Source organism: Sphaerisporangium sp. NPDC049003 (assembly GCF_043197795.1).
In the GTDB taxonomy this organism is placed as follows: Bacteria; Actinomycetota; Actinomycetes; order Streptosporangiales; family Streptosporangiaceae; genus Sphaerisporangium.
In genome coordinates, this window is record NZ_JBICTU010000026.1 from 43,198 (window position 1) to 63,329 (window position 20,132).

Sequence of the window (20,132 nt, forward strand, 5' to 3'; positions counted from 1 at the left end):
TACCGAGACGGACGGTCTCATGCCCGGAGACGGGCGGCCGAGATCGATCTCATATAGACGTACACTTGGCCCAGTGCCTACGGTGCTCGCCATGACGACACGCAGATTGATCTCAAGCGGTTCCACCTTCGAGCAGGAGGTCGGCTACTCGCGCGCGGTGGTCGACGGCGACTGGGTGCACGTGTCCGGGACCACCGGGTTCGACTACCGGTCCATGACGATCTCGGACGACATCGTGGAGCAGGCCGAGCAGTGCTTGAGCAACATCGCGGCCGCGCTGGAAGAAGCGGGGTGCTCCTTCGCGGACGTGGTGCGGGTGCGCTACATGCTGCCTGACCCAGCCGATTTCGAACCCTGCTGGCCGGTGCTGCACCGGTATCTCGGCGATGTACGTCCCGCCGCCACCATGCTGGTGTGCGGCCTGTCGGACCCCCGTATGCGCATCGAGATCGAGGTGACGGCGCACCGCGCCCCGGGAGCCTGACGCGACGCCGGAGCGCGGCTCCCCGCGCTCCGGCCGTCTGAAGGCTTCTACGCGAACGATTCAACGCGAAGGTGTAAACGACGAAGGTGTAAACGACGAAGGTGTAAACGACGAAGGCTCGACGCGGGGCCTCTACGCGGAGGCGATCAGGGCGACGGCCGCGAGAGCGAGCCCTACCCCCGCCGTCTGCACGGCGTTGAGGCGCTCCCCGAGCACATACCGCGCGAGCAGCAGCGTGCTGGCGGGATACAGCGACACGAGCACCGCCACCAGGGCTAGCAGGCCGCGCTGGACCGCCAGCAGGTAGAGCACGTTGGCCGCCATGTCGAGCACCCCGGCGGCGATGATCGTGGGCAAAGAGCCCTTGCCGGGCCGGAGCGTACGCCCCGTCGACAGGGCCAGGACGGCGACCACGACCACCGAGCTGAGGCGGGCGCCGAACAGCGGCCACATGCCGGTGTCCTCCGGCACCTGCTTGAGCAGGATGAAGAACCCGCCGAACCCGATGCCCGAGGCCAGGGAAGTGAGGATCGGGGTGAGCGCCGCCCGGCCTCCGGCGCCTCCCGTCTCACGGCTGACGAGCACCACCGCGGCCAGCGCCACGGCCACCCCGCCCAGGGCGACCGGTTCGGGCCGCTCGCCCATCAGCAGGCCGACCACCACAGGCAGCGCCATCGACATGGTGGCCGTCGTGGGCGCGACCACGGACATCACGCCGCCGGCGAGCGCCCGGTAGAACAGGATGACGGCGAGCCCGCCGGCCAGCCCGGCCGCCATGCCCCAGGTGAGCGCCCCGAGGCTCGGCGCGCCGGGCAGCAGCGGAAGCAGCGGCAGCACGAAGAGCAAGCCCGTGACCTGGGTGAGCATGACCACGGCGAGCACGCGCGAGCGCCGGGTGGCGAGTCCGCCGAAGAAGTCCGCCGTGCCGTAGACCACGGCGCAGGTCGCCGCCAGCAGTACAGCCGTCATCGCCGGCTCACCCCCAATGGATTGCACTGTTAGGGCAATATATTGGGATAATCCATTGCACACAAATGTCACTACACTGCACTCATGCCGGACCCGGAGACCATCACGGCCGCGATCGCCAACAACGTCCGCGCCCAGCGCGCCCATCGAGGGCTGACCCTCGACGCTCTCGCGGCGCGCTCGGGTGTGAGCCGGGGGATGCTCGTCCAGATCGAGCAGTGCCGCACCAACCCGAGCGTGACCACGCTGACGCGCGTCGCCGACGCGCTCGGGGTGACGGTCGCCCGCCTGGTGGAGGTCTCCGACACCCCGGTGGTCCGGGTCGTCCACGCCTCGGACGTCGTCACCCTGTGGCGCAGCGACAAGGGCGGCTCGGCACGGCTCCTGGTGGGATCGGACGCCCCCGCGATCCTGGAGCTGTGGGACTGGACCCTGGCGCCGGGGGAGTACCACGACGGCGACGCGCACCCGGCAGGCACGCGCGAGATGCTGACCGTCCTCGAAGGCGAGCTCACCCTCTCGGTGTACGGCCGCAGCCACGCCGTCGGCCGGGACGAGGCCGTGCTCTTCAGCGCCGACCGTCCGCATCGCTACGCCAACGAGGGCGAGACGACGCTCCGCTTCGTCATGGTCGTCACGGAGCCTCGGGAGACCCTCGACCAGTAGGGCGACCCTGAGTGTGTGATTGATTCCTCACAGTCACATCACGTCTCGCTCATGGTGGTGCAAAGCCCCGCCCAATGGGGGTACATCATCCTTGTGTGTGCGCTGAAGGCTTACCGTTCTGGCCGGCCGGAGGTCGCGGGGAGGTGGTCAGGTGACTGACTCCCGCGCGGCGATGGCGAAACTCCGCGTGGAACTCGCCGGCCTGGGGGTGACGGACGCGTACGAAGTGTGCGATGACGCCATCCTTTCTGTCTGGATCGGGCTGGTCGTCACGTTCCGTGATGGCTTTTACCATTGGCAGGAGGGTGTGGTGAAACGTCGTCACCTGGGTACAGATCCCGTCGGATGCGCCATTCGTGTGGCGCGTCGTCACGCGGAGTTGCAGGCCGACACTCCTCCCTGGTGGGACGAGCTCGCCAAGACTCTGCGAGGGGAAGCGGCCGAGAACTACCCGTGACCCCTGCCGCTGTTCGGGGGGAGCGTGCGGGTGGCTGTTCTTCGTGTCGGAGTCCTGTGGTGGTCGCTCCCGCTCGCGGTCTCGATGGTCCTCGGACTGTCGGGATGCGGCGAGGTGGTGGCGCCCGTCCAGCAGGGCCGTAAGGACGACGTCGTCCGGGTGCGGAAGTCCGCGCCCGTCCGCCTCGCGGTCGATCCCGCGCTCCTGGCCGCGCGGGTGGTCGCCCAGCAGCCGGGGTGGCCGGGGACGCGCCCGATCGTGGCGCCGCCTCAACGCTCCATACGGTGCGGGCAGGTCAAGTGCGTGGCACTGACGTTCGACGACGGCCCGTTCGACTACACCGGAAGGGTGCTCGACGTCCTCGCGGAGTACCACGCCAAGGCCACGTTCTTCGTGGTCGGGCAGATGGTGAACGCCCAGACCAGGCCCTACCTGCGCCGCATGGTCTCCGAGGGGCATGAGCTGGGCAACCACTCCTGGGACCACCCGTCGCTCACCTCGCTGTCCCACGACGCCCTGCGCGCCCAGCTTGAACGCACCCAGCAGATGGTCAAGGACACCACCGGGGCCACGATGCGGCTGCTGCGCCCGCCGTACGGCTCGACGAACGCCACGGTGGCGCAGGAGGCCGCCCGCGAGGGGCTGGCGCAGATCCTCTGGGACCTCGACACGCTCGACTGGCGCGACAGGAACAGCGTCCTGGTCGCCCAGCGGGCCTCGGTGGCCAGGCCGGGCTCGATCGTGCTGTTGCACGACATCCACAAGACCACGGCCGAGGCCGTGCCGAACCTGCTGCGGGAGCTCACGGCCAAGGGCTACACCTTCGTGACCGTGTCGGAGCTGTACGGGGCCCGTGGTCTGGCTCCTGGAAAGCGCTACGCCGGTGAGGCGGGCGAGGAGGAGCAGGACAAGAGGCGCCGCTGATCCTCCGGCCCTGATCGGGTACGGCCCGCGCCCCCCCGGACGCGAGCCGTACGGAACTCCGGCTCGAACGCGAGCCGTACGGAACTCCCGGCTCTGATGCGAGCCGTACGGAAAGCCGCTCAGGCGAGCAGCAGCACGATCGCGGCGAACGCCGTCCACGCGATCAGGAAGGCCAGTGACAACCGGCCGTGAGCCATCTGCATGGCACACCCCCTATCCCTATGACATGGATCGTCACATCCGGGATTGGGAGACGGCTTGGACCCGGCTTGTCACCGCCCTCAAGTGAGACGGGCGGTGACCTTCGATGGGACCCAGACCGGCTCTGCCGCCTCAGCCTCCGCGCTTGGCGCGGGCGGCGGAGCGACCGCGGATGGCCGCGTCGAGCACGACCTTGCGGATGCGGACGGTGTTCGGGGTGATCTCCACGCACTCGTCCTCGCGGCAGAACTCCAGGGCCTGCTCCAGAGAGAGCACCCGCGGCGGGATGAGCTTCTCGGTCTCGTCACTGGTGGAGGAGCGCATGTTGGTGAGCTTCTTCTCCTTGGTGATGTTGACGTCCATGTCGTCGGAGCGGGAGTTCTCCCCGACGATCATGCCCTCGTAGACCTCGGTGGTCGGGGAGACGAACAGCGTGCCGCGCTCCTGGAGGTTCATCATGGCGAACGCGGTCACCACGCCTGCCCGGTCGGCCACCAGCGAGCCGTTGTTACGCGTGCGCAGCTCGCCGAACCACGGCTCGTACGCCTCGAAGACGTGGTGGACCAGGCCCGTGCCGCGCGTCTCGGTGAGGAACTCGGTGCGGAAGCCGATCAGGCCCCGGGCGGGGACCACGAACTCCATGCGGATCCAGCCGGTGCCGTGGTTGGTCATGTGCTCCATGCGGCCCTTGCGGACGGCCAGGAGCTGGGTGATCGCGCCCAGGTACTCCTCGGGGGCGTCCACCGTGAGGCGCTCGACCGGCTCGTGCAGCTTGCCGTCGATGGTCTTGGTGACCACCTGCGGCTTGCCCACGGTCAGCTCGTAGCCCTCGCGGCGCATCTGCTCGACCAGGATGGCGAGCGCCAGCTCGCCACGGCCCTGGACCTCCCAGGTGTCGGGACGGTCGGTGCTGAGCACGCGCAGCGAGACGTTGCCGACGAGCTCCTTGTCGAGCCGGTCCTTGACCATGCGGGCGGTGACCTTGGAGCCCTTGACCTTGCCCACCAGCGGGCTGGTGTTGGTGCCGATGGTCATCGAGATCGCCGGCTCGTCGACCGTGATGAGCGGCAGCGGGCGCGGGTCGTCGGGGTCGGCCAGCGTCTCGCCGATCATGATGTCGGGGATGCCCGCGATGGCGATGATGTCGCCGGGGCCCGCCTGCTCGGCGGGCTTGCGCTCCAGCGCTTCGGTCATCAGCAGTTCGCTGATCTTGACCCGCTGGATGGTGCCGTCGGTGCGGCACCAGGCGACCTGCTGGCCCTTCTTGATGGTGCCCTGGTGGACGCGGCACAGCGCGATGCGGCCGAGGTAGCTGGAGGCGTCCAGGTTGGTGACGTGGGCCTGGAGCGTCGCGGAGGGGTCGTACACCGGCGCGGGGATCGTCTTGGTGATGGTCTCGAACAGCGGCTCAAGGTCCTCGGAGTCGGGCATGCCGCCGTCCTCGGGACGGTTGAGGCTGGCCCGGCCCGCCTTGGCGGAGGCGTAGACGATCGGGAAGTCGATCTGCTCCTCGGTGGCGTCGAGATCCATGAAGAGCTCGTACACCTCGTCGACGACTTCCTTGATGCGGGCGTCGGGACGGTCGACCTTGTTGATGCACAGGATGACCGGCATCTTGGCGGCGAAGGCCTTGCGCAGGACGAACCGGGTCTGCGGCAGCGGGCCCTCGGAGGCGTCCACCAGCAGCACGACGCCGTCGACCATGGACAGGCCGCGCTCGACCTCACCGCCGAAGTCGGCGTGGCCGGGGGTGTCGATGATGTTGAGGGTCATGCCGGCGTGCTTGACCGCGGTGTTCTTGGCGAGAATGGTGATGCCCTTCTCGCGCTCCAGGTCGTTGGAGTCCATGACTCGCTCGTCGACGTCCTGGTTGGCGCGGAACGCCCCGGACTGCCAGAGCATGGCGTCCACGAGCGTGGTCTTGCCATGGTCGACGTGCGCGATGATCGCGATGTTCCGCAGGTCGTCGCGGCTGTTCAAAGGCATGATGGAGTCTCGCTCAAGGTCGTGGAGGCCGGCCGCGGACACTGCGGCCTCCACCATTTTAGTTGATCGCTGTTACCACCACGTGCCGGGTCTGCGCAAAGAGGGGCAATTCCGGCGAGTTTCACAAATCTGTGGTCTGCCGGTCGCACCCCCGATGACCAGGGATGGAACGCGGAAGAGGAAGATCAGGACCCCGGCCGCAGATGGTCAAGGAATGCGCACTCTGGACTAACACCGCCATGCCCGGGCAGACCTGCCAGCATGGTGGACGAAGGACTGACGCAATTCGCCGCCTCCGCACGCCGGGCCGCCGGACCTGTCGGCCAGTTTCCGTGCAGGCGGCAGATGGGACACCGCTGCCGCCTCGCCGTATGGGCACTCGTGCTCGGCGCCTTCGTGACCGGATGCGTCACGCCGGCGGTGGCCAAGGCCGAAACCCCCTCGGCCATGGCGGCCTCTCCGTGGCACACCTCCTGTGCGGACGCGGATCCGAATAGGCTCGTTCCATGCCTCTTGCCGCAGCATTCCCCGCGACGCTGATCACGAAGGACGGTGTGCGGATCGACGCGGCGCACACCCCCTCGCGAGGCGACACCGATCTCGGCATCGTCCTCGCCCACGGGTTCACCGGTTCCTGGCGTGAGGGGACGACGCGGCGCATCGCGCACGTGCTGAGCGGCTTCGGGGGCGTCGTGGCGCTCGACTTCCGCGGCCATGGCAGGTCGGGTGGCCTGTCCACGGTCGGGGACGCCGAGGTCCTCGACCTCGACGCGGCCGTACGGCACGCCCGTTCCATCGGGTACACCCGCGTGGCGACCGTCGGCTTCTCGATGGGGGCCGCGGTGGCCGTACGTCACGCGGCCCTGCACGGAGGGACGGACGCGGTCGTCGCCGTGAGCGCTCCCGCCCGTTGGTACTACCGCGGCACCCGGCCGATGCGGCAGGTCCACTGGGCCATCGAGAGGGCGTCCGGGCGCTTGGCGGCGCGGCTGGCCAAGCGCACCCGCATCCAGTCGGGGAAGTGGGACCCGGTGCCGCTCGCGCCGTACGAGGCGGTCGCGCGCATCTCGCCCACGCCGCTGCTGATCGTCCACGGCGACGCGGACGACTTCTTCCCCCTGGAGCACGCCCACCAGCTCTTCGACTCCGCGCGCGAGCCGAAGGAGCTGTGGATCGAGCCAGGCTACGGCCACGCGGAGTCCTCCGCCACGCCCGATCTCATCAGGCGCGTCGGCACGTGGATCTCCCGCGTGGGGGCAGACGAGGGTCCCCGGCCTGCGGGGACGCACACCGCCGGTTAACCGCCCTTTCCTGGGGCATCGGTCCCGGACATCATCATCTTTTCCGGGCACAGGGGGTGGACCAGTGATCCTGGTCGTCAACGCCGGGTCGTCCTCGGTGAAGTACCAGCTCGTCGACCTCGACGGGCCCATCCGGCTCAAGGAGGGCAAGATCGAGCGCATCGGGGAGCCCGGGTCGGACGTCCCCGACCACGAAGCGGCCCTCCTGCGCGTGGCCGAGGACGTGTCGATGGACTCCGCCGACCTGACCGCCATCGGTCACCGGGTCGTCCACGGCGGGCCCTTGTTCACCGGACCGGTCCTGATCACCGACGACGTGGTCAAACAGATCGAGGAGGCCGTCCCGCTGGCCCCGCTCCACAACCCGTCGAACCTCGCAGGCATAGAGGTGACGCGCCGGCTCCGGCCCGACCTGCCACAGGTGGCGGTCTTCGACACCGCGTTCCACAGCACGATCCCGCCCGCCGCCCGCACGTACGCCATCGACCGCGAGGTGGCGGAGCGCTTCGGCGTGCGCAGGTACGGGTTCCACGGCACCTCCACCGCGTACGTCTCTCGCGCGGCGGCGGCCCTCGTGGGCAAGCCCGGCACCGCCAACGTGATCGTCCTGCACCTGGGCAACGGCGCGAGCGCCTCGGCGGTCTCCGCGGGGCGGTGCGTGGACACCTCCATGGGCATGACACCGCTGGAAGGCCTGGTCATGGGCACCCGGTCGGGAGATCTGGACCCGGCGATCATCTTCCACCTGATCCGGGGCGGCATGACGCCGGACGAGGTCGAGTCGATGCTGATCCACCGCAGCGGCCTGCTCGGCCTGTGCGGCGACAACGACATGCGCACGGTCATGGAGCGGGTCGAGTCGGGCGACGAGGAGGCCGCCCTGGCCTACAACGTGTACAGCCACCGGCTCAGGAAGTACATCGGCGCCTACTGCGCGGTCCTCGGCAGGGTCGACGTGATCGCGTTCACCGGCGGGGTGGGGGAGAACTCCGCTCTGGTCAGGCGCAACGTGCTCACGGGCCTCGAACCGATGGGCATCCGGCTTGATCCGCTCCGCAACGTTTCGGTCAAGGGGGCCCGGCTGGTCTCCGCCGACGACTCGGCCGTGGCCGTCGCCGTCGTCCCGACCGACGAGGAGTTGGAGATCGCCAGGGAAACTTCCGAGGTACTGGCGCGAACTAAATCCGAGTAAATGTCGTCTACCTCCAAAGGAGGTATGAGATCCACCAGGAGAATTCCAGACCCGGGCATGTCTCTTGGCGGGGGCGATCTCGGACATCCTTGTAATGCGGGGCCGTCGCCCAGCGACGCGGGGGCGCGCTGGGCGGCGGTTGCGCACTCCGTCTCAGCCCAGGCGGGCGATCGACTTGTACTCCAGGTACGACGACAGGCCCTCGGGGCCGAGCTCGCGGCCGACGCCGCTCGCCTTGTACCCGCCGAACGGCGCGGACGGCTCCATGGTGTTCATCATGTTGACGCCGTACGTGCCCGTGCGGACCTGGCGGGCGATGTCCATGCCGTGGTCGGTGTCGGAGGTCCAGACCGTGCCCGACAGGCCGTAGTCGCTGTCGTTGGCGATGCGGATGGCGTCGGCCTCGTCCTGGTACTCGATCACCGACAGCACGGGGCCGAAGATCTCCTCACGGGCGATGCGCATGTCGTTGGAGACGCCGGCGAAGACGGTCGGCGCGACGTACCAGCCCCGGTCGAAGGGACGGTCGAGACCGCCGATGACGGGCTTCGCGCCCTCCTCGATGCCGAGCCTGATGTAGCCCTCGACCCGCTCCTGCTGGCGCTTGGCCACCAGCGGGCCGATACCGGTGGCCGGCTCGGACGGGTCGCCGACCTGCTGGCCGCCGACCATGTCGGCCACGGCCTGCAGCACCTCGTCGTACCGCGCGGAGGAGGCGAGGATGCGGGTCTGGGCCACGCACGCCTGGCCGTTGTTCATGAGGGAGGCGATCGAGAGGAACCCCATGGCCGCGCCCAGGTCGCAGTCGTCCAGGACGATCGCCGCCGACTTGCCGCCCAGTTCGAGGCTGCAGCGCTTCAGCTGCTCGCCGCAGATGCCCGCGATACGGCGGCCGGCGGCCGTGGACCCGGTGAAGGCCACCTTGTCGACGCCCGGGTGCGAGATCAGGTGCTCGCCCGCCTCGCGACCGGCGGCCACGATGTTGACGACGCCGTCCGGGACACCCGACTCCTTGATCATCTCCGCGAGGAGGTAGGAGTCGAGCGGGGTCTCGGGAGCGGGCTTGACCACGACCGTGCAGCCGGCGATCAGCGCGGGGGCCAGCTTGGTCATGATGACGAACTGCGGCACGTTCCACGGCACCACGGCCGCGACGACGCCGACCGGCTCCCGGCGAACGGTGACCGGGCCGAACAGGCCCGGACGCTCGTCCTCGACCGCGAAGGTCTTGCCCAGCTCGCTGAAGTACTGCAACATGCCGAGCGGCTGCGGGGCCTGGGCGAGCTGCGAGAAGGTGATCGGGCTGCCCATTTCGAGCGTGATGATGTCGGCGATCTCGGCCTGGCGGGCGGCGTACAGCTCGGCCAGCTTGCCGACCACCTCGGCGCGCTCGGCCATGGACATCCTCGGCCACGGTCCGTGGTCGAAGGCCTGGCGGGCGGCGGCCACCGCTTTGTCCATGTCGGCGGGAGTGCCGTCGGGCACCCGCCCGACGACCTCCTCGGTGTGGGGGGAGATGACGTCGATCGTCGCCGTGCCCGCGGGGGCAACCCAGTCGCCCCCGATGAAAAGACGGTCGTGCTGAAGCATGTGTCTGCCTCCTGGTCGGGCGGGCCGGGTCCTTACTTGACCGAATGCTTGCTTGTTTTAGTCTTGCCGCCGAGGGCCGGGCTCACAAGGGGCCGCATCGCCCGGTCGCTGAGACAGAATCATGTTCTGTCCCGGTTGGCAAGAGTGGCGGACTCCGGGGAGCGTCCCTCGGTAAGATCGGTCGCCCGGCTGTCGAGGTTCGGTCAACCCTGCGATCAGCGCGAACGTCATCCGGCGTCCGCATGTCCGGTCGAGCCCATTGTCGGGAAACCCGCATGCCGGATCTTCCCAAAGTGGTAGATAGTTCACTAAGGGTGTGTAGGTTCTTCCGATCGTGTGACAGCCCTGAAGATCGGCTTCTATAGTCGGGGCGTCTGAAGTTGGGGAGGGCTGATGCGATCAGGCCGTGTGATGGGGCTGGCCGCCGTCCTCGTCGGCTTGTTCTCGGTGCTCGCCGTGCCGGCGGCCGAGGCCAAGCCCAGCCCCCAGGCCCAGCTCAACAGGCTGACCAAGCAGGCCGCCGACCTGCAGAAGGCCTACCGAGGCCAGATCCAGAGCCTGGAGGACGTCCGGGAAGCCGCGCAGAAGGCCGGCGACCGGGTCAGGAAGCTCCGGGCCGACCTGGCCGACGCCGAGGAGCAGGTCGCGCAGTTCTACCGCAACTCCTACATGTCCGGCACGATCGACGGCCCGAAGGTGTTCACGTACAGCGGTGACCCCGACACGATCCTCGGGCAGGCCGCCACCGTCACCTACCTCGCCGAGGAGAAGAACCAGCGGCTGAAGCACATCAGCTCGCTGATCAAGGACTCGAAGGCCGCCAAGGCGGACGCCGACGACAAGATCGTCGATCTCAAGAAGGAGATCAGGCAGCTCCAGTCGAAGAAGCAGGACGTCGAGCAGCTGCTCAAGAAGTTCGGGTTCCAGACGCCCGGTTCGGCCAGCGGCCTGACCGCGCGCATGGTGAGCGTCCGGGCCCTCATCATGCAGAGCTTCCCGATGCCGTTCAGCGTCGGATGCCTGCGTTCCGGCGACCCGGGCGAGCACGGCAAGGGTCGCGCCTGCGACTTCATGATGAGCACGGGCGGACGCATGCCCGACGCCGCGTCGGTCGCCCGTGGGGACGCCCTGGCCCAGTGGTGCATCGAGAACGGCCGCCAGATCGGCATCATGTACATCATCTGGCGGCAGCGCTACTACGACATCCGCACGGGCGCGGGCTGGCGGCAGATGTCGGACAGAGGCGGCGTTACCGCCAACCACTACGACCACGTCCACGTGTCGGTCTTCTAGCCGTCCCGCCCGGTCACGGCCGGGGCCGGGCGGCGATGCGCTCCCTCAGCCAGTGGTACGACGCCTTGGGTGTGCGCTTCTGCGTGGCGAAGTCGACGTGGACCAGGCCGAACCTCTGGCCGAACCCCTCGGCCCACTCGAAGTTGTCCATCAGCGACCACACGTAGTACCCGCGCACGTCCACGCCCTCGGCGATGGCGGCGCCGACGGCGCCGATGTGCCCGTCGAGGAAGGCGATGCGCGCCTGGTCGTCCACCGTGCCGTCCTGGCCCGGCTCGTCCGCCTGCGAGCAGCCGTTCTCGGTGACGTACACCGGCGGCAGCGTGTCGCCGTACCGGTCCCTGAGCCCGACCAGCAGCTCGCGCAGGCCGTCGGGGACGACGGGCCAGCCGAAGGCCGTGGTGGGGTAGCCGGTGACGCCCGCGTCCTCGAATGGCAGCGGCGCGGGGTCCTGCCCCGGGGCGGGGGCGGCGATACGTGTGGGGTTGTAGTAGTTGACGCCGAGGCCGTCCAGGGGCTGGGCGATGATCTCCAGGTCGCCGTCCCGTACGGCGTCCAGCGTGGTCACCCCGTACGCCGACAAGTCCGGATATTTGCCGAGAAGGACGGGGTCGTTGAACAGCCTGTTGTGCAGGGTGTCGTAGGCATCGGCGGCGGCCAGGTCCTCCGCCGAGCCGGACGCGGGCCAGACGGGCGTGCAGTTGTTGGTGATGAGCACCCGCTCGGCTCCGTGCGCCCGCAGGGCCTGTACGGCGAGCCCGTGGCCGAGCAACTGGTGATGGGCGGCGGGCAGCGCGTCGAGGAACAGCGTCCTGCCCGGGGCGTGGGTGCCGAGGGCGTAGCCGAACACCATGTGGATGAACGGCTCGTTGAGCGTGATCCACATCGGGACCCGGTCGGCGAGGCGCTCCGCCAGGATCCCCGCGTAGTCCGCCAGGTAGAGGGAGGTGTCGCGGTTCAGCCAGCCGCCCCGGTCCTCCAGGGCCTGCGGCAGGTCCCAGTGGAAGATCGTGGCCGCAGGCACGATGCCCTTCGCGCACAGCTCGTCCACCAGCCGGTCGTAGAAGCCGAGCCCGGCCTCGTTGGGCTTCCCCCGTCCCTCGGGCTGGATCCGTGACCACGAGATCGAGAACCGGTAGGAGTTCACCCCCAGGGCGTCCATGAGCATGACATCCTCTGACCACCGGTTGTAATGGTCACACGCGACGTCTCCGGTGCGGCCGTCCCTGATCCGGCCGGGCTCGTGGGCGAAGGTGTCCCAAATGGACCTTCCCCTGCCGTCCTGCTCCACGGCGCCCTCGATCTGGTAGGACGCGGTGGCCGTACCCCAAAGGAACATGGTCGCCTCCGGTGATATGAGTGAAACTCATGTTAAGCCCAGGAAACCGATTCGGGAGGATGATGGGGGGATGACGAACGTCTCCGCAGGGACGCTCCGCCGCCGTCCCGCTCAGCGCCGCAGTGTCGAGCGGGTCGAGCGGATGCTGGACGAATGCGCCCGGCTCCTCGACGAGGTGGGGTACGACGCGCTGACCACCAAGGAAGTGGCCCGCAGGGCAGAGGTGCCGATTGGCACGTTCTACCAGTTCTTCCCCGACAAGCAGGGGCTCGTGCGGGCGCTCGCGCTGCGCAACCTCGACGCGTTCCTCGCCCGGCTCACCGCCCGGCTGGGCGCCGCCGGCGTCTCCGACTGGACCGACGCCGTCGACCTGGCGGTGGACGAGTTCGTGGCGATGAAGCGCACCACCCCGGGGTTCGCCATCGTCGACTTCGGCGAGGTGCTGCCGACCCCCGAGGGGCCACCGCTCAAGGGGACCAACCGCCTGCTGGACGCCGCGCTGGAGAACAACGTCATCGTCGCCGACCGGCTCCGCGCGCTCACCATCGAACTTCTGGGGGCGCCGACCGGCCCCGGTCTCGACCGCGCGCTGATCGTGGCCGTGGAGGCGGCCGACGCCGTGCTGAAGCTCGCCTTCCGGTCACATCCCGAGGGCGATCCCGACCTGATCGCCGAGTGCAGGCGGCTGGTCCGCCGCTACCTGGCCGACCACCTGCCCGAACTGTGAGGCGGCCCGCGCGGTGATCAGGCCAGGCGGTGATCAGGCCAGGGCGGGATCGTCGAGCCGGGCGCGCAGCGTCGAGCATCTCCTCGCCGACCTGCACGTGACCGCCTTCGGGGAGCCGCACGCCCGGCCGGGGGCGCAGGTGCCGCCCGCCTCGACGAAGCGGTCCAGGATCGCGAACGACGTCGCCTCGTCGACGGTCGTACCGAAGGGAATGGTCCCGAGTGCGATGTGTGTCATGCGGCACACCTTGCACGCTGGAGTGGGCTCCAGGTCAACACCCTTGACCTGGAGCCCACTCCAGGTGTCATGCTCGACGCCGTGAGCGTCTACACACCGGGACAGGCCGCCGAGGAGACAGGGTTCAGCCTGGACACCCTCCGTTACTACGAGCGCATCGGCCTCCTTGAGCCGGTCGAGCGGAACGCCGCCGGCCAGAGGCGGTTCAGCGACGAGGACCTCGGGTGGCTCGGCATGGTCAGGTGCCTGCGCGACACCGGGATGCCCATCGCCGAGATGCTGCGCTTCGCCAAGCTCGTCCGCAAGGGGGACGACACCATCAACGACCGCGTCACGCTGCTGGAGGCGCATGACCGCGAGGTCGAGGCGCAGATCGCCCAGCTCCGGGAGAAGCAGGCGGCCCTCCGGCGCAAGATCGGTTACTACCGCGACGTGCTGGCCCTCTCCGAGACGCCGTCCCCGTGCGAACGCGTCGAGGAACCCCAGCCGGGCTGATCGGCCCCGCGCCGAGGGCGCTCTCCCGCACCCATGGTCCCTCCGCCGGGTGGCGGGGGGCTGCGCGCTCATGGCCAAGGTGACGCTGATCCAGGCCCTCCGCCGCGAGGCCCGCCGGCGTTCGCGCTGTAGGCGCTGGCCTGGAGGTTGTAGAGGTCGGCGTAGATGCCGTCGTGGACCATGAGCTGGTCGTGGGTGCCCTGCTCCACCACCTCGCCGTGGTCGAGGACGTAGATGCGATCGGCGTAGCGCACGCTCGCCAGACGATGGGTGATGAGCAGGACGGTGCGGCCGTCGGCGTGCCTGCGGATGCGCTCGAACAGCGAGTGCTCGGCGCGGGCGTCCAGCGCGGCCGTCGGCTCGTCGCAGATCAGCAGCGGCGCGTCGCGGTAGAAGCCCCGGGCCACGGCGATGCGCTGCCACTGGCCGCCCGAGGGCTCGTGCCCGTCCTTGAAACGGCGGTCGAGCAGGGTGCGGTAGCCGTGCGGCAGCTCGGCGACCACCTGGTCGGCCCCCGCGACCTCGGCCGAGGAGATCAACGCCTCCTCGCCCTTCTCAAGGCCCATGGCGATGTTGTCCTTCGCCGTCAGCGGCCAGCGGGTGTGGTCTTGGGCGATGACGGCGATGTGCCGGCGGAGCTCCTCCTGGTCGACGTCCGCGATGTCGACGTCGTCCCACCGGACGTGCCCGCTCCCGGGGTCGTACAGCCCGGCGAGGATCTTCGACAGGGTGGTCTTGCCCGAGCCGTTCTCGCCCACGAGCGCGACCACCTCGCCCTTGTCGATGTGGATGGACACGTGGTCGAGGGCGGGCTCCTCCTTCCCCGGATAGTTGAAGGTCACATCGTCGACCGTGATCCGCTCGAAGGCCGAGGGCGCCCCGCGAGGCCGGGCCGGGCCCATGCGGTCGCGGGCCTGGGCGCAGAAGTCGAGGAAATCGGTGAAGTAGAGGCCCTCCTCGTACAGGTGGTTGGTGGCGTACATCAGGCTGGACAGGGAACTTTGACCCGACCGGATGGCGAGGACGGCGGTGCCCGCCACGGCCAGCGGGACCGCGCCGATCGCGAGCAGGACGCCGAGCGCGACGTAGACGACGGCGGTGCCGACGCCGCCGAGCGCCTCACCGACGATCCTCGCCAGGGTCTGCCGCCGGGCGAGGTCGACCACGACGTCCTGCTCGGCGCCCGCCACCGCGTCGTACAGCCGCATGAGGAAGCGCCGCATGGTGAACGAGCGGACCTCTGCCGCGGTCTCCCTGTCGGCCATGAGCTCGCTCAGGATCCACTTGCGCCGCCGGACCGGGATCAGGGAGAACATCGTGGTGTACCGCATGCGGGCCGCGCGGACGGCGGCCCAGGCGTCGGGGATGACGGCCAGCACGAGCAGGGGCAGCAGCACGGGATGCAGGATGCCGAGCACGCCGGCGGCGGCGCCGATGCCGATCAGCCCGGTGAGCAGGTCGATCGCCGAGTTGACCACGCTGTCGACCATGGAGACGCCGCGCATGCGGGCCCGCTGGAGCGAGTCGTGGAAGTCGGGGTCGTCGAAGCAGATCAGGTCGACGCGGCTGGTCAGGTCGTACAACTGCTTCTCGGCGATGCGGCCGACCTGTGGCTCCAGCCGGGACTGCGCCCACCCGGCCCCGGCCTGCAGGGTCGTGCGCAGGGTGGCGGCCACGCCGACGAGCAGCAGGCTGGGCAGCGCGGCCTTGACCCGGTCGGGAGTCGGGCCGGCGGAGAACAGGGCCTGCAGCACGCCCGTCGTGGCGAGCAGCCCGAAGGCGGTGAAGACGCCGCCCAGCAAGCTCAGGGAGATCGTCGCCACGGTGTCGCGCGGGCTCGCCTGCCAGGCCATGCGGACGGCGTGGCCGATGAGGGCGGGGAGCCTGCGCGCCACCGTGAGGAATCCAACGCCGGTCATCGTGACGATGTGGGCGTTCCAGTCGCTGAAGGTGACCTCGCCGAGATCGGCCGGCGCGTCATCGGCGGCGGAGGCGCCCGGTGGCGAGCCCTTGGGGGTGGAGTCGTCCGGGGAGGAGGTTTCCGGGGGGAGGTCGGCCATGCTCGCAGTGTGACCGGCGGCACCGACAGTTTAAAGCCGTCCTCGTAAAGGTGGGCATTTAAGTTGAAAGTGGCAATTACTTCGGTTGCTCCGCTTGTGCCCGGCGAAGCCGCTCATTACAGGGCTACCCGCGGCGAAAGGGCCTGGCCCAGTCGATCTTGCCGATCGAGGGCTCGGGAAGCTGCGCGGCAAGGCGCTCGGCCTCCTCGTGAAGGGCGGCGATGAGGAGGAGTTCGAGGCTCAGGTCTTCCAGGTCGGCGGTTTCCATCTGAGTCTCCCGACGTGAGGTGCCTTACCGGTCCGAAAGTCGTCCAGGAGGCCGGTGCTCGTGGAATCTTACCTTCCGTGACCGCGGATCGCAGCTTCAGCCTTTGTCGATCACTCTTCGTGCAGAACGGGCGGTCCGTAACGCTGATTTGAGGTGGAACATTTCCTCGGTCCCGGGACGGGCGGGGGAAGGAAAACGGGGGTTCGTTCTCGCGTCACCGTCGGTCTCCGTCGTTGCTCGTCCGATCTGCCCGCTGGAGCACACTTCACACGGGAACGTGCCAGGGCTCGTGTACGGCCCGCTCGGCGAGGCCGTCCATGCGGCGTGATCAGAGCAGAGTAGCCAATAAGATCACAAATACGGAAGGTCGAAAAACGAGAAAGTAGTTAACATTCTGTGGCCGCCGACCGGGATCGCGCCGCCGCCTTGACAGATCTGCTCCCGCGTAGACGAAGGGACTTGGGGCGCCTGGATGGGACAAAGTGCCCGGACGCATTCCCCGGCGACTTCAATCGCCCGCAGAAGTCTACAAAGAGTTCTGATTCTGTCGGCAGATTTGGCCGCCTCCACCAGGGGTGACGCGAATAGCGTCATCAGCCGAGCGCGCTCCGTTGTTTGATGGAACACTTACGCAATGGCCAGCCCCCCAGCCCCCCGAGGCGTATGACCGCCACCACCAACTTTCCGCCGGAGCCCACCAGTTTTGTGGGGCGACACTCCGATGTGGACGAGTTGGCGCACCTCCTCGCCGTGAGCCGCGTGGTGACGCTGTGCGGCGTCGGCGGCATCGGCAAGACCCGCCTCGCGCTGAGGGTCGGAGCCGAGGTGGCGTGGCGGTTCCCCGATGGCGTGCGGCTGGTGGAGCTCGCCGGCGCCGTCCAGCCGCACGAGATCGCCGCCTGTGTCGCCGTGGTGCTCCGCGTCTCGCCCAAGGGGTCGCAGCCGGTCGAGGACGCCCTGGTCGAGGCGATAGGCACCCGCCGCGTGCTCCTGGTCCTCGACGGGTGCGACTCCATGCCCGACGACTGCGCCCGGTTGTGCGGGCGGGTGCTGTCCGCCTGTCCCGAAGCCAGGATCCTCGCCACGAGCCGCCGGCCGCTCGGGCTCGCTCGCGAGACGGCCTGGCGGGTCCCCCCTCTGACGCTTCCCGAAGGCGGCGACGGCCGCTTTCCCGGTGACCTCGCGCCCTGTGAGGCCGTACGCCTCTTCTCCGACCGCGCGGCCGGGGCGTGGGCCGGGTACTCAAGGGTCCGTGACGGAGCCGCGGCCGTCGCGTCGCTGGTCCGCCGCCTCGGCGGCATCCCGCTCGCGATCGAGCTGGTGGCGGCCACGACCACGAAACTCGGCGTCGAAGAGGCGGTCGCGGGCATCAGCGGCCATTTCCGGGCGATGAGCCCGCCCGTCCGCGAGGGTTCGCTCTCGCGCGACCGCGTGCTGGCCGCCACCATCGACTGGAGCTACCACCTGCTCAGCGACCCCGAAAAGGCGCTGCTCCGGCGGGTCACCGTCTTCAGGGACGGATGGACGCCGCGCATGGCCGAGCGGGTCTGCGCGGGGGGCGGCCTCTGGATGGAGGACATGCCGGCGCACACGCGCGGCCTGATCTCCAGGTCGCTGGTGGTTCCCGGCGGCGAGATGGCGGGCGAGGCCCGCTACCGCCTGCTCCGCCCCATTCGTGACTACGCCGCCGAGCGGCTGAGCTCGGCAGGGGAGGAAGACCGCTTCCGGCGGCGTCACCGCGACTACGTCCACCAGGTCGCCGAGGAGTTCGACGCGGCGATCAGGCCGGGCCGCAAGGCGCCCTGGCCGGCGGATGAGCGCCTGTCGCGGCGGCTCGAAGGGTTGAGGCCCGACCTGGCAAGCGCCATCAGATGGTCGATCGAGACCGGCGACCCCGAGCCGGCGATCCGCCTGATCGTCAACCTGCGCTGGGTGGTGATCGGCGATGGGCCGTGCCAGTTCCAGGTCGGCGCGTGGCTGGAGCGCCTGCTCGCCACCGCCCCGCCGCACATGTCGGGCGCCCTGCGCGGGCGGGCTCTCGCCCTGCGAGGCACGCTCGCCCTGATGCAGGGGCGGCTGGACGAGGCGGGCGAGCACGCGGAGGCCGGGCTCGCGTCCTACCGCGCCGCCCAGGGGCCGGCGGGCGACGCGCTCGCCCTGATCCTGCTCGCCCTCCTCGACCAGCCGGTGGGGTCCGCCGAGCAGGGCGGCCCGGCGCGCCTGGCCGGGCCGGGCGCGCCGGTCGGCCTCGCCTCGCGGGGCCATGGGATGACGGTGGAGCAGGCGGTGGCGTACGCCCTGGAGATCACGGCCCAGGGCGATCGCCCTTCCGCGCCCGGCGCCCTTCCCCCCGCCACGCCCGGCGAGCCGCCCGCCTCCCTCGCCCCGGGAACCACCCTCACCGCGCGGGAGCAGGAGATCGCCCTGCTCATCGCCCAGGGGCTCAGCAACCGCGCGATCGCGGCCGAGCTGGTCATCAGCTCGGCGACCGTCGCCCGGCACGTGGCCAACATGCTGGCCAAGCTCGGCTTCTCCTCGCGCACCCAGGTGGCCGCCTGGATGGTCGAGTGGGGCGCCCACAGGTCGGGCGGGCGCGACTGACCGAAGGCCGGCGGGCGTGAGCCCTTACATAGGTGGGCGGGCTCCTGGTCACCTCCTGAATGCGCAGAGTGGACCATGGGCGAGGCCCGGTCTTCCGGCTTAAGTTGGTGGCCTGATCGGTCGGCGGCGGCCGTCCTCCGGTGACCCCGGGCAGGGGGCTCGTGGGAGCGGCGCGGACAGGCCGCCGGCCGGTCGCGCAGGAACGCCGCGTGTCCCGCGTGACGGGTGAGGTCACCTCGGAGGGGTGGAGACCGAGCCCGGGGGTGCGCGGCCCGCGAGCTCGGGTCACGGCGTCTCAGGACGCCGCCGGCCCGAGCTCGTCCCCGCGCGGCCCGTGGGTCGGTGATCGCCTCGCTGCGGCCGGGCTCCGGTCAGGGGGCATGTGTAGGGGTCCACGGCGCGGCTACACAGTTATCTACACACATTGGCGGATCCGGTAGAGACGCGGCAGCCCGTACCGTCGTCCAGATGACGCCCAGCACTTTCCCGGCGACCGCCACCGTGACCGGTGCCCTGCTCGGCAGGGCCGGCGAACGGGGTGACCGGCACGCCCTGGTCGACCTCGCCGGGGGAGCGGTCTACACCTACCAGCGGCTGGCGGCCACCGTGACGAGGGCGGCGGCCGGCCTGGTCAAGCGCGGAATGAAGGCGGGGCAGGTCTCCGGGGTCTACGTCCACACGGTGCCCGCGCAGATCATCGCCCTGCTCAGCGTGATCGCCGCCGGGGGAGTGGCCCTGCCCGTGAGCGTGAGCAGCGGCATCGCCGAGATGGCCGCGCTGTTCACCCACCACGACGTCCGCCTGCTGTTCACCACTCCCGAACTCGTGGAGGCGGCGGGCGAGGCGGCCGACACCTCGCGGGTACGGCAGATCGTGACGTTCGGCCCCACTCCGGACTCGGTCGACTTCGACGAACTGCTCGCCCTGGGCGACCTGCCCGAGCCGCAGCCGGTCCCCGCCACCGAGCCGGCCGTGGCGATGGCGCAAGGTGTGCTGAGCCACCGGGAGTTCCTCGCGGGCGTGCGCACGCTCGACCGTACGGCCGACCTCGTCGCGTCGGACGTCGTGCTGGTGGCCTGGCCGCTCGACGGCGGGTGCGACGTCCCCGTGCTGGTGAGCCTGGCTCTGATGCGCGGCGCGACGGTGGTCGCGGTCCCCGGCCTCACCCGCCCCCAGCTGCGGAGCATCGTCGACGACTTCGGAATCACACTCGCGGCCCTCGTCGACGGGGACCGCAAGGTGATCACCAGGCTTTGAGGATGGGGAGTTTTGCCCTATACGGAGACGTTATTTGCACACCCTTGACGATCTGCTGTGAGAAGTGGCTTGATTGCGTACTGAC

The 20,132-nt window shown here is 69.7% G+C and carries 18 protein-coding genes; 11 read left to right on the forward strand and 7 right to left on the reverse strand.

The features are described from left to right. The first annotated feature begins 91 nt into the window (after positions 1 to 91). Positions 92 to 484, forward strand: coding sequence for a RidA family protein (locus tag ACGFIV_RS26920; RefSeq protein ID WP_392838074.1), 393 nt, complete (start codon positions 92 to 94; stop codon positions 482 to 484). Positions 485 to 616: 132 nt separating this feature from the next. On the opposite strand, the gene ACGFIV_RS26925 is transcribed toward ACGFIV_RS26920, so the two are convergent. Further along, entirely contained in the window at positions 617 to 1,453 is an 837-nt protein-coding gene (locus ACGFIV_RS26925) for an EamA family transporter (protein ID WP_392838075.1), read from the reverse strand. Positions 1,454 to 1,537: 84 nt separating this feature from the next. Here ACGFIV_RS26925 and ACGFIV_RS26930 point away from each other — a divergent pair, with 84 nt between their 5' ends. From ACGFIV_RS26930 to ACGFIV_RS26940, 3 genes are all read left to right on the forward strand, one after another. After that, entirely contained in the window at positions 1,538 to 2,119 is a 582-nt protein-coding gene (locus ACGFIV_RS26930) for an XRE family transcriptional regulator (RefSeq protein ID WP_358548478.1), read from the forward strand. A 151-nt stretch (positions 2,120 to 2,270) separates the two neighbouring features. Then, positions 2,271 to 2,576, forward strand: coding sequence for a hypothetical protein (locus ACGFIV_RS26935; RefSeq protein WP_358548481.1), 306 nt, complete (start codon positions 2,271 to 2,273; stop codon positions 2,574 to 2,576). Positions 2,577 to 2,606: 30 nt separating this feature from the next. Then, positions 2,607 to 3,500, forward strand: a complete 894-nt coding sequence (locus ACGFIV_RS26940) for a polysaccharide deacetylase family protein (RefSeq protein ID WP_392838076.1) — start codon at positions 2,607 to 2,609, stop codon at positions 3,498 to 3,500. A gap of 333 nt (positions 3,501 to 3,833) precedes the next feature. Here ACGFIV_RS26940 and typA read toward each other — a convergent pair whose 3' ends face one another. Further along, a complete protein-coding gene (gene typA, locus ACGFIV_RS26945) occupies positions 3,834 to 5,687 on the reverse strand; it encodes a translational GTPase TypA (protein WP_358548486.1) in 1,854 nt (617 codons plus the stop codon). Positions 5,688 to 6,193: 506 nt separating this feature from the next. Between typA and ACGFIV_RS26950 the strand changes: the two genes are divergently transcribed. Together ACGFIV_RS26950 and ACGFIV_RS26955 are read left to right on the forward strand one after the other, a co-directional pair. Then, entirely contained in the window at positions 6,194 to 6,988 is a 795-nt protein-coding gene (locus tag ACGFIV_RS26950; RefSeq protein WP_358548489.1) for an alpha/beta fold hydrolase, read from the forward strand. 64 nt (positions 6,989 to 7,052) lie between these two features. Further along, entirely contained in the window at positions 7,053 to 8,180 is a 1,128-nt protein-coding gene (locus tag ACGFIV_RS26955; RefSeq protein ID WP_392838077.1) for an acetate/propionate family kinase, read from the forward strand. 153 nt (positions 8,181 to 8,333) lie between these two features. Here the strand turns inward: ACGFIV_RS26955 and ACGFIV_RS26960 are convergent, their stop codons facing one another. Then, entirely contained in the window at positions 8,334 to 9,770 is a 1,437-nt protein-coding gene (locus tag ACGFIV_RS26960) for an aldehyde dehydrogenase (RefSeq protein WP_358548494.1), read from the reverse strand. Between the two features lie 393 nt (positions 9,771 to 10,163). Here ACGFIV_RS26960 and ACGFIV_RS26965 point away from each other — a divergent pair, with 393 nt between their 5' ends. Beyond that, complete coding sequence (locus ACGFIV_RS26965) at positions 10,164 to 11,063, forward strand: hypothetical protein (RefSeq protein ID WP_358548497.1); 900 nt, start codon at positions 10,164 to 10,166, stop codon at positions 11,061 to 11,063. A 13-nt stretch (positions 11,064 to 11,076) separates the two neighbouring features. Here ACGFIV_RS26965 and ACGFIV_RS26970 read toward each other — a convergent pair whose 3' ends face one another. Further along, a complete protein-coding gene (locus ACGFIV_RS26970; protein WP_358548500.1) occupies positions 11,077 to 12,402 on the reverse strand; it encodes a GH1 family beta-glucosidase in 1,326 nt (441 codons plus the stop codon). A gap of 70 nt (positions 12,403 to 12,472) precedes the next feature. Here ACGFIV_RS26970 and ACGFIV_RS26975 point away from each other — a divergent pair, with 70 nt between their 5' ends. Continuing rightward, positions 12,473 to 13,129, forward strand: a complete 657-nt coding sequence (locus tag ACGFIV_RS26975) for a TetR/AcrR family transcriptional regulator (protein WP_358548503.1) — start codon at positions 12,473 to 12,475, stop codon at positions 13,127 to 13,129. Between the two features lie 33 nt (positions 13,130 to 13,162). Here the strand turns inward: ACGFIV_RS26975 and ACGFIV_RS26980 are convergent, their stop codons facing one another. Next, a complete protein-coding gene (locus ACGFIV_RS26980) occupies positions 13,163 to 13,366 on the reverse strand; it encodes a hypothetical protein (protein ID WP_358548505.1) in 204 nt (67 codons plus the stop codon). 81 nt (positions 13,367 to 13,447) lie between these two features. Here ACGFIV_RS26980 and ACGFIV_RS26985 point away from each other — a divergent pair, with 81 nt between their 5' ends. Continuing rightward, positions 13,448 to 13,861, forward strand: coding sequence for a MerR family transcriptional regulator (locus tag ACGFIV_RS26985; protein ID WP_358548507.1), 414 nt, complete (start codon positions 13,448 to 13,450; stop codon positions 13,859 to 13,861). 68 nt (positions 13,862 to 13,929) lie between these two features. Here ACGFIV_RS26985 and ACGFIV_RS26990 read toward each other — a convergent pair whose 3' ends face one another. Further along, the gene (locus ACGFIV_RS26990; RefSeq protein ID WP_392838078.1) at positions 13,930 to 15,921 is read right to left on the reverse strand and encodes an ABC transporter ATP-binding protein; all 1,992 of its coding nucleotides are present in this window, start codon (positions 15,919 to 15,921) and stop codon (positions 13,930 to 13,932) included. 124 nt (positions 15,922 to 16,045) lie between these two features. Beyond that, positions 16,046 to 16,189 carry a hypothetical protein gene (locus ACGFIV_RS26995; protein ID WP_358548512.1) on the reverse strand — a complete coding sequence of 48 codons (144 nt, stop codon included), beginning with the start codon at positions 16,187 to 16,189 and terminating at the stop codon, positions 16,046 to 16,048. Between the two features lie 723 nt (positions 16,190 to 16,912). Between ACGFIV_RS26995 and ACGFIV_RS27000 the strand changes: the two genes are divergently transcribed. Together ACGFIV_RS27000 and ACGFIV_RS27005 are read left to right on the forward strand one after the other, a co-directional pair. Further along, positions 16,913 to 18,790 carry a LuxR C-terminal-related transcriptional regulator gene (locus ACGFIV_RS27000; protein ID WP_358548514.1) on the forward strand — a complete coding sequence of 626 codons (1,878 nt, stop codon included), beginning with the start codon at positions 16,913 to 16,915 and terminating at the stop codon, positions 18,788 to 18,790. A gap of 468 nt (positions 18,791 to 19,258) precedes the next feature. Then, positions 19,259 to 20,047, forward strand: coding sequence for an AMP-binding protein (locus ACGFIV_RS27005; protein WP_358548516.1), 789 nt, complete (start codon positions 19,259 to 19,261; stop codon positions 20,045 to 20,047). Positions 20,048 to 20,132: the final 85 nt, after the last annotated feature.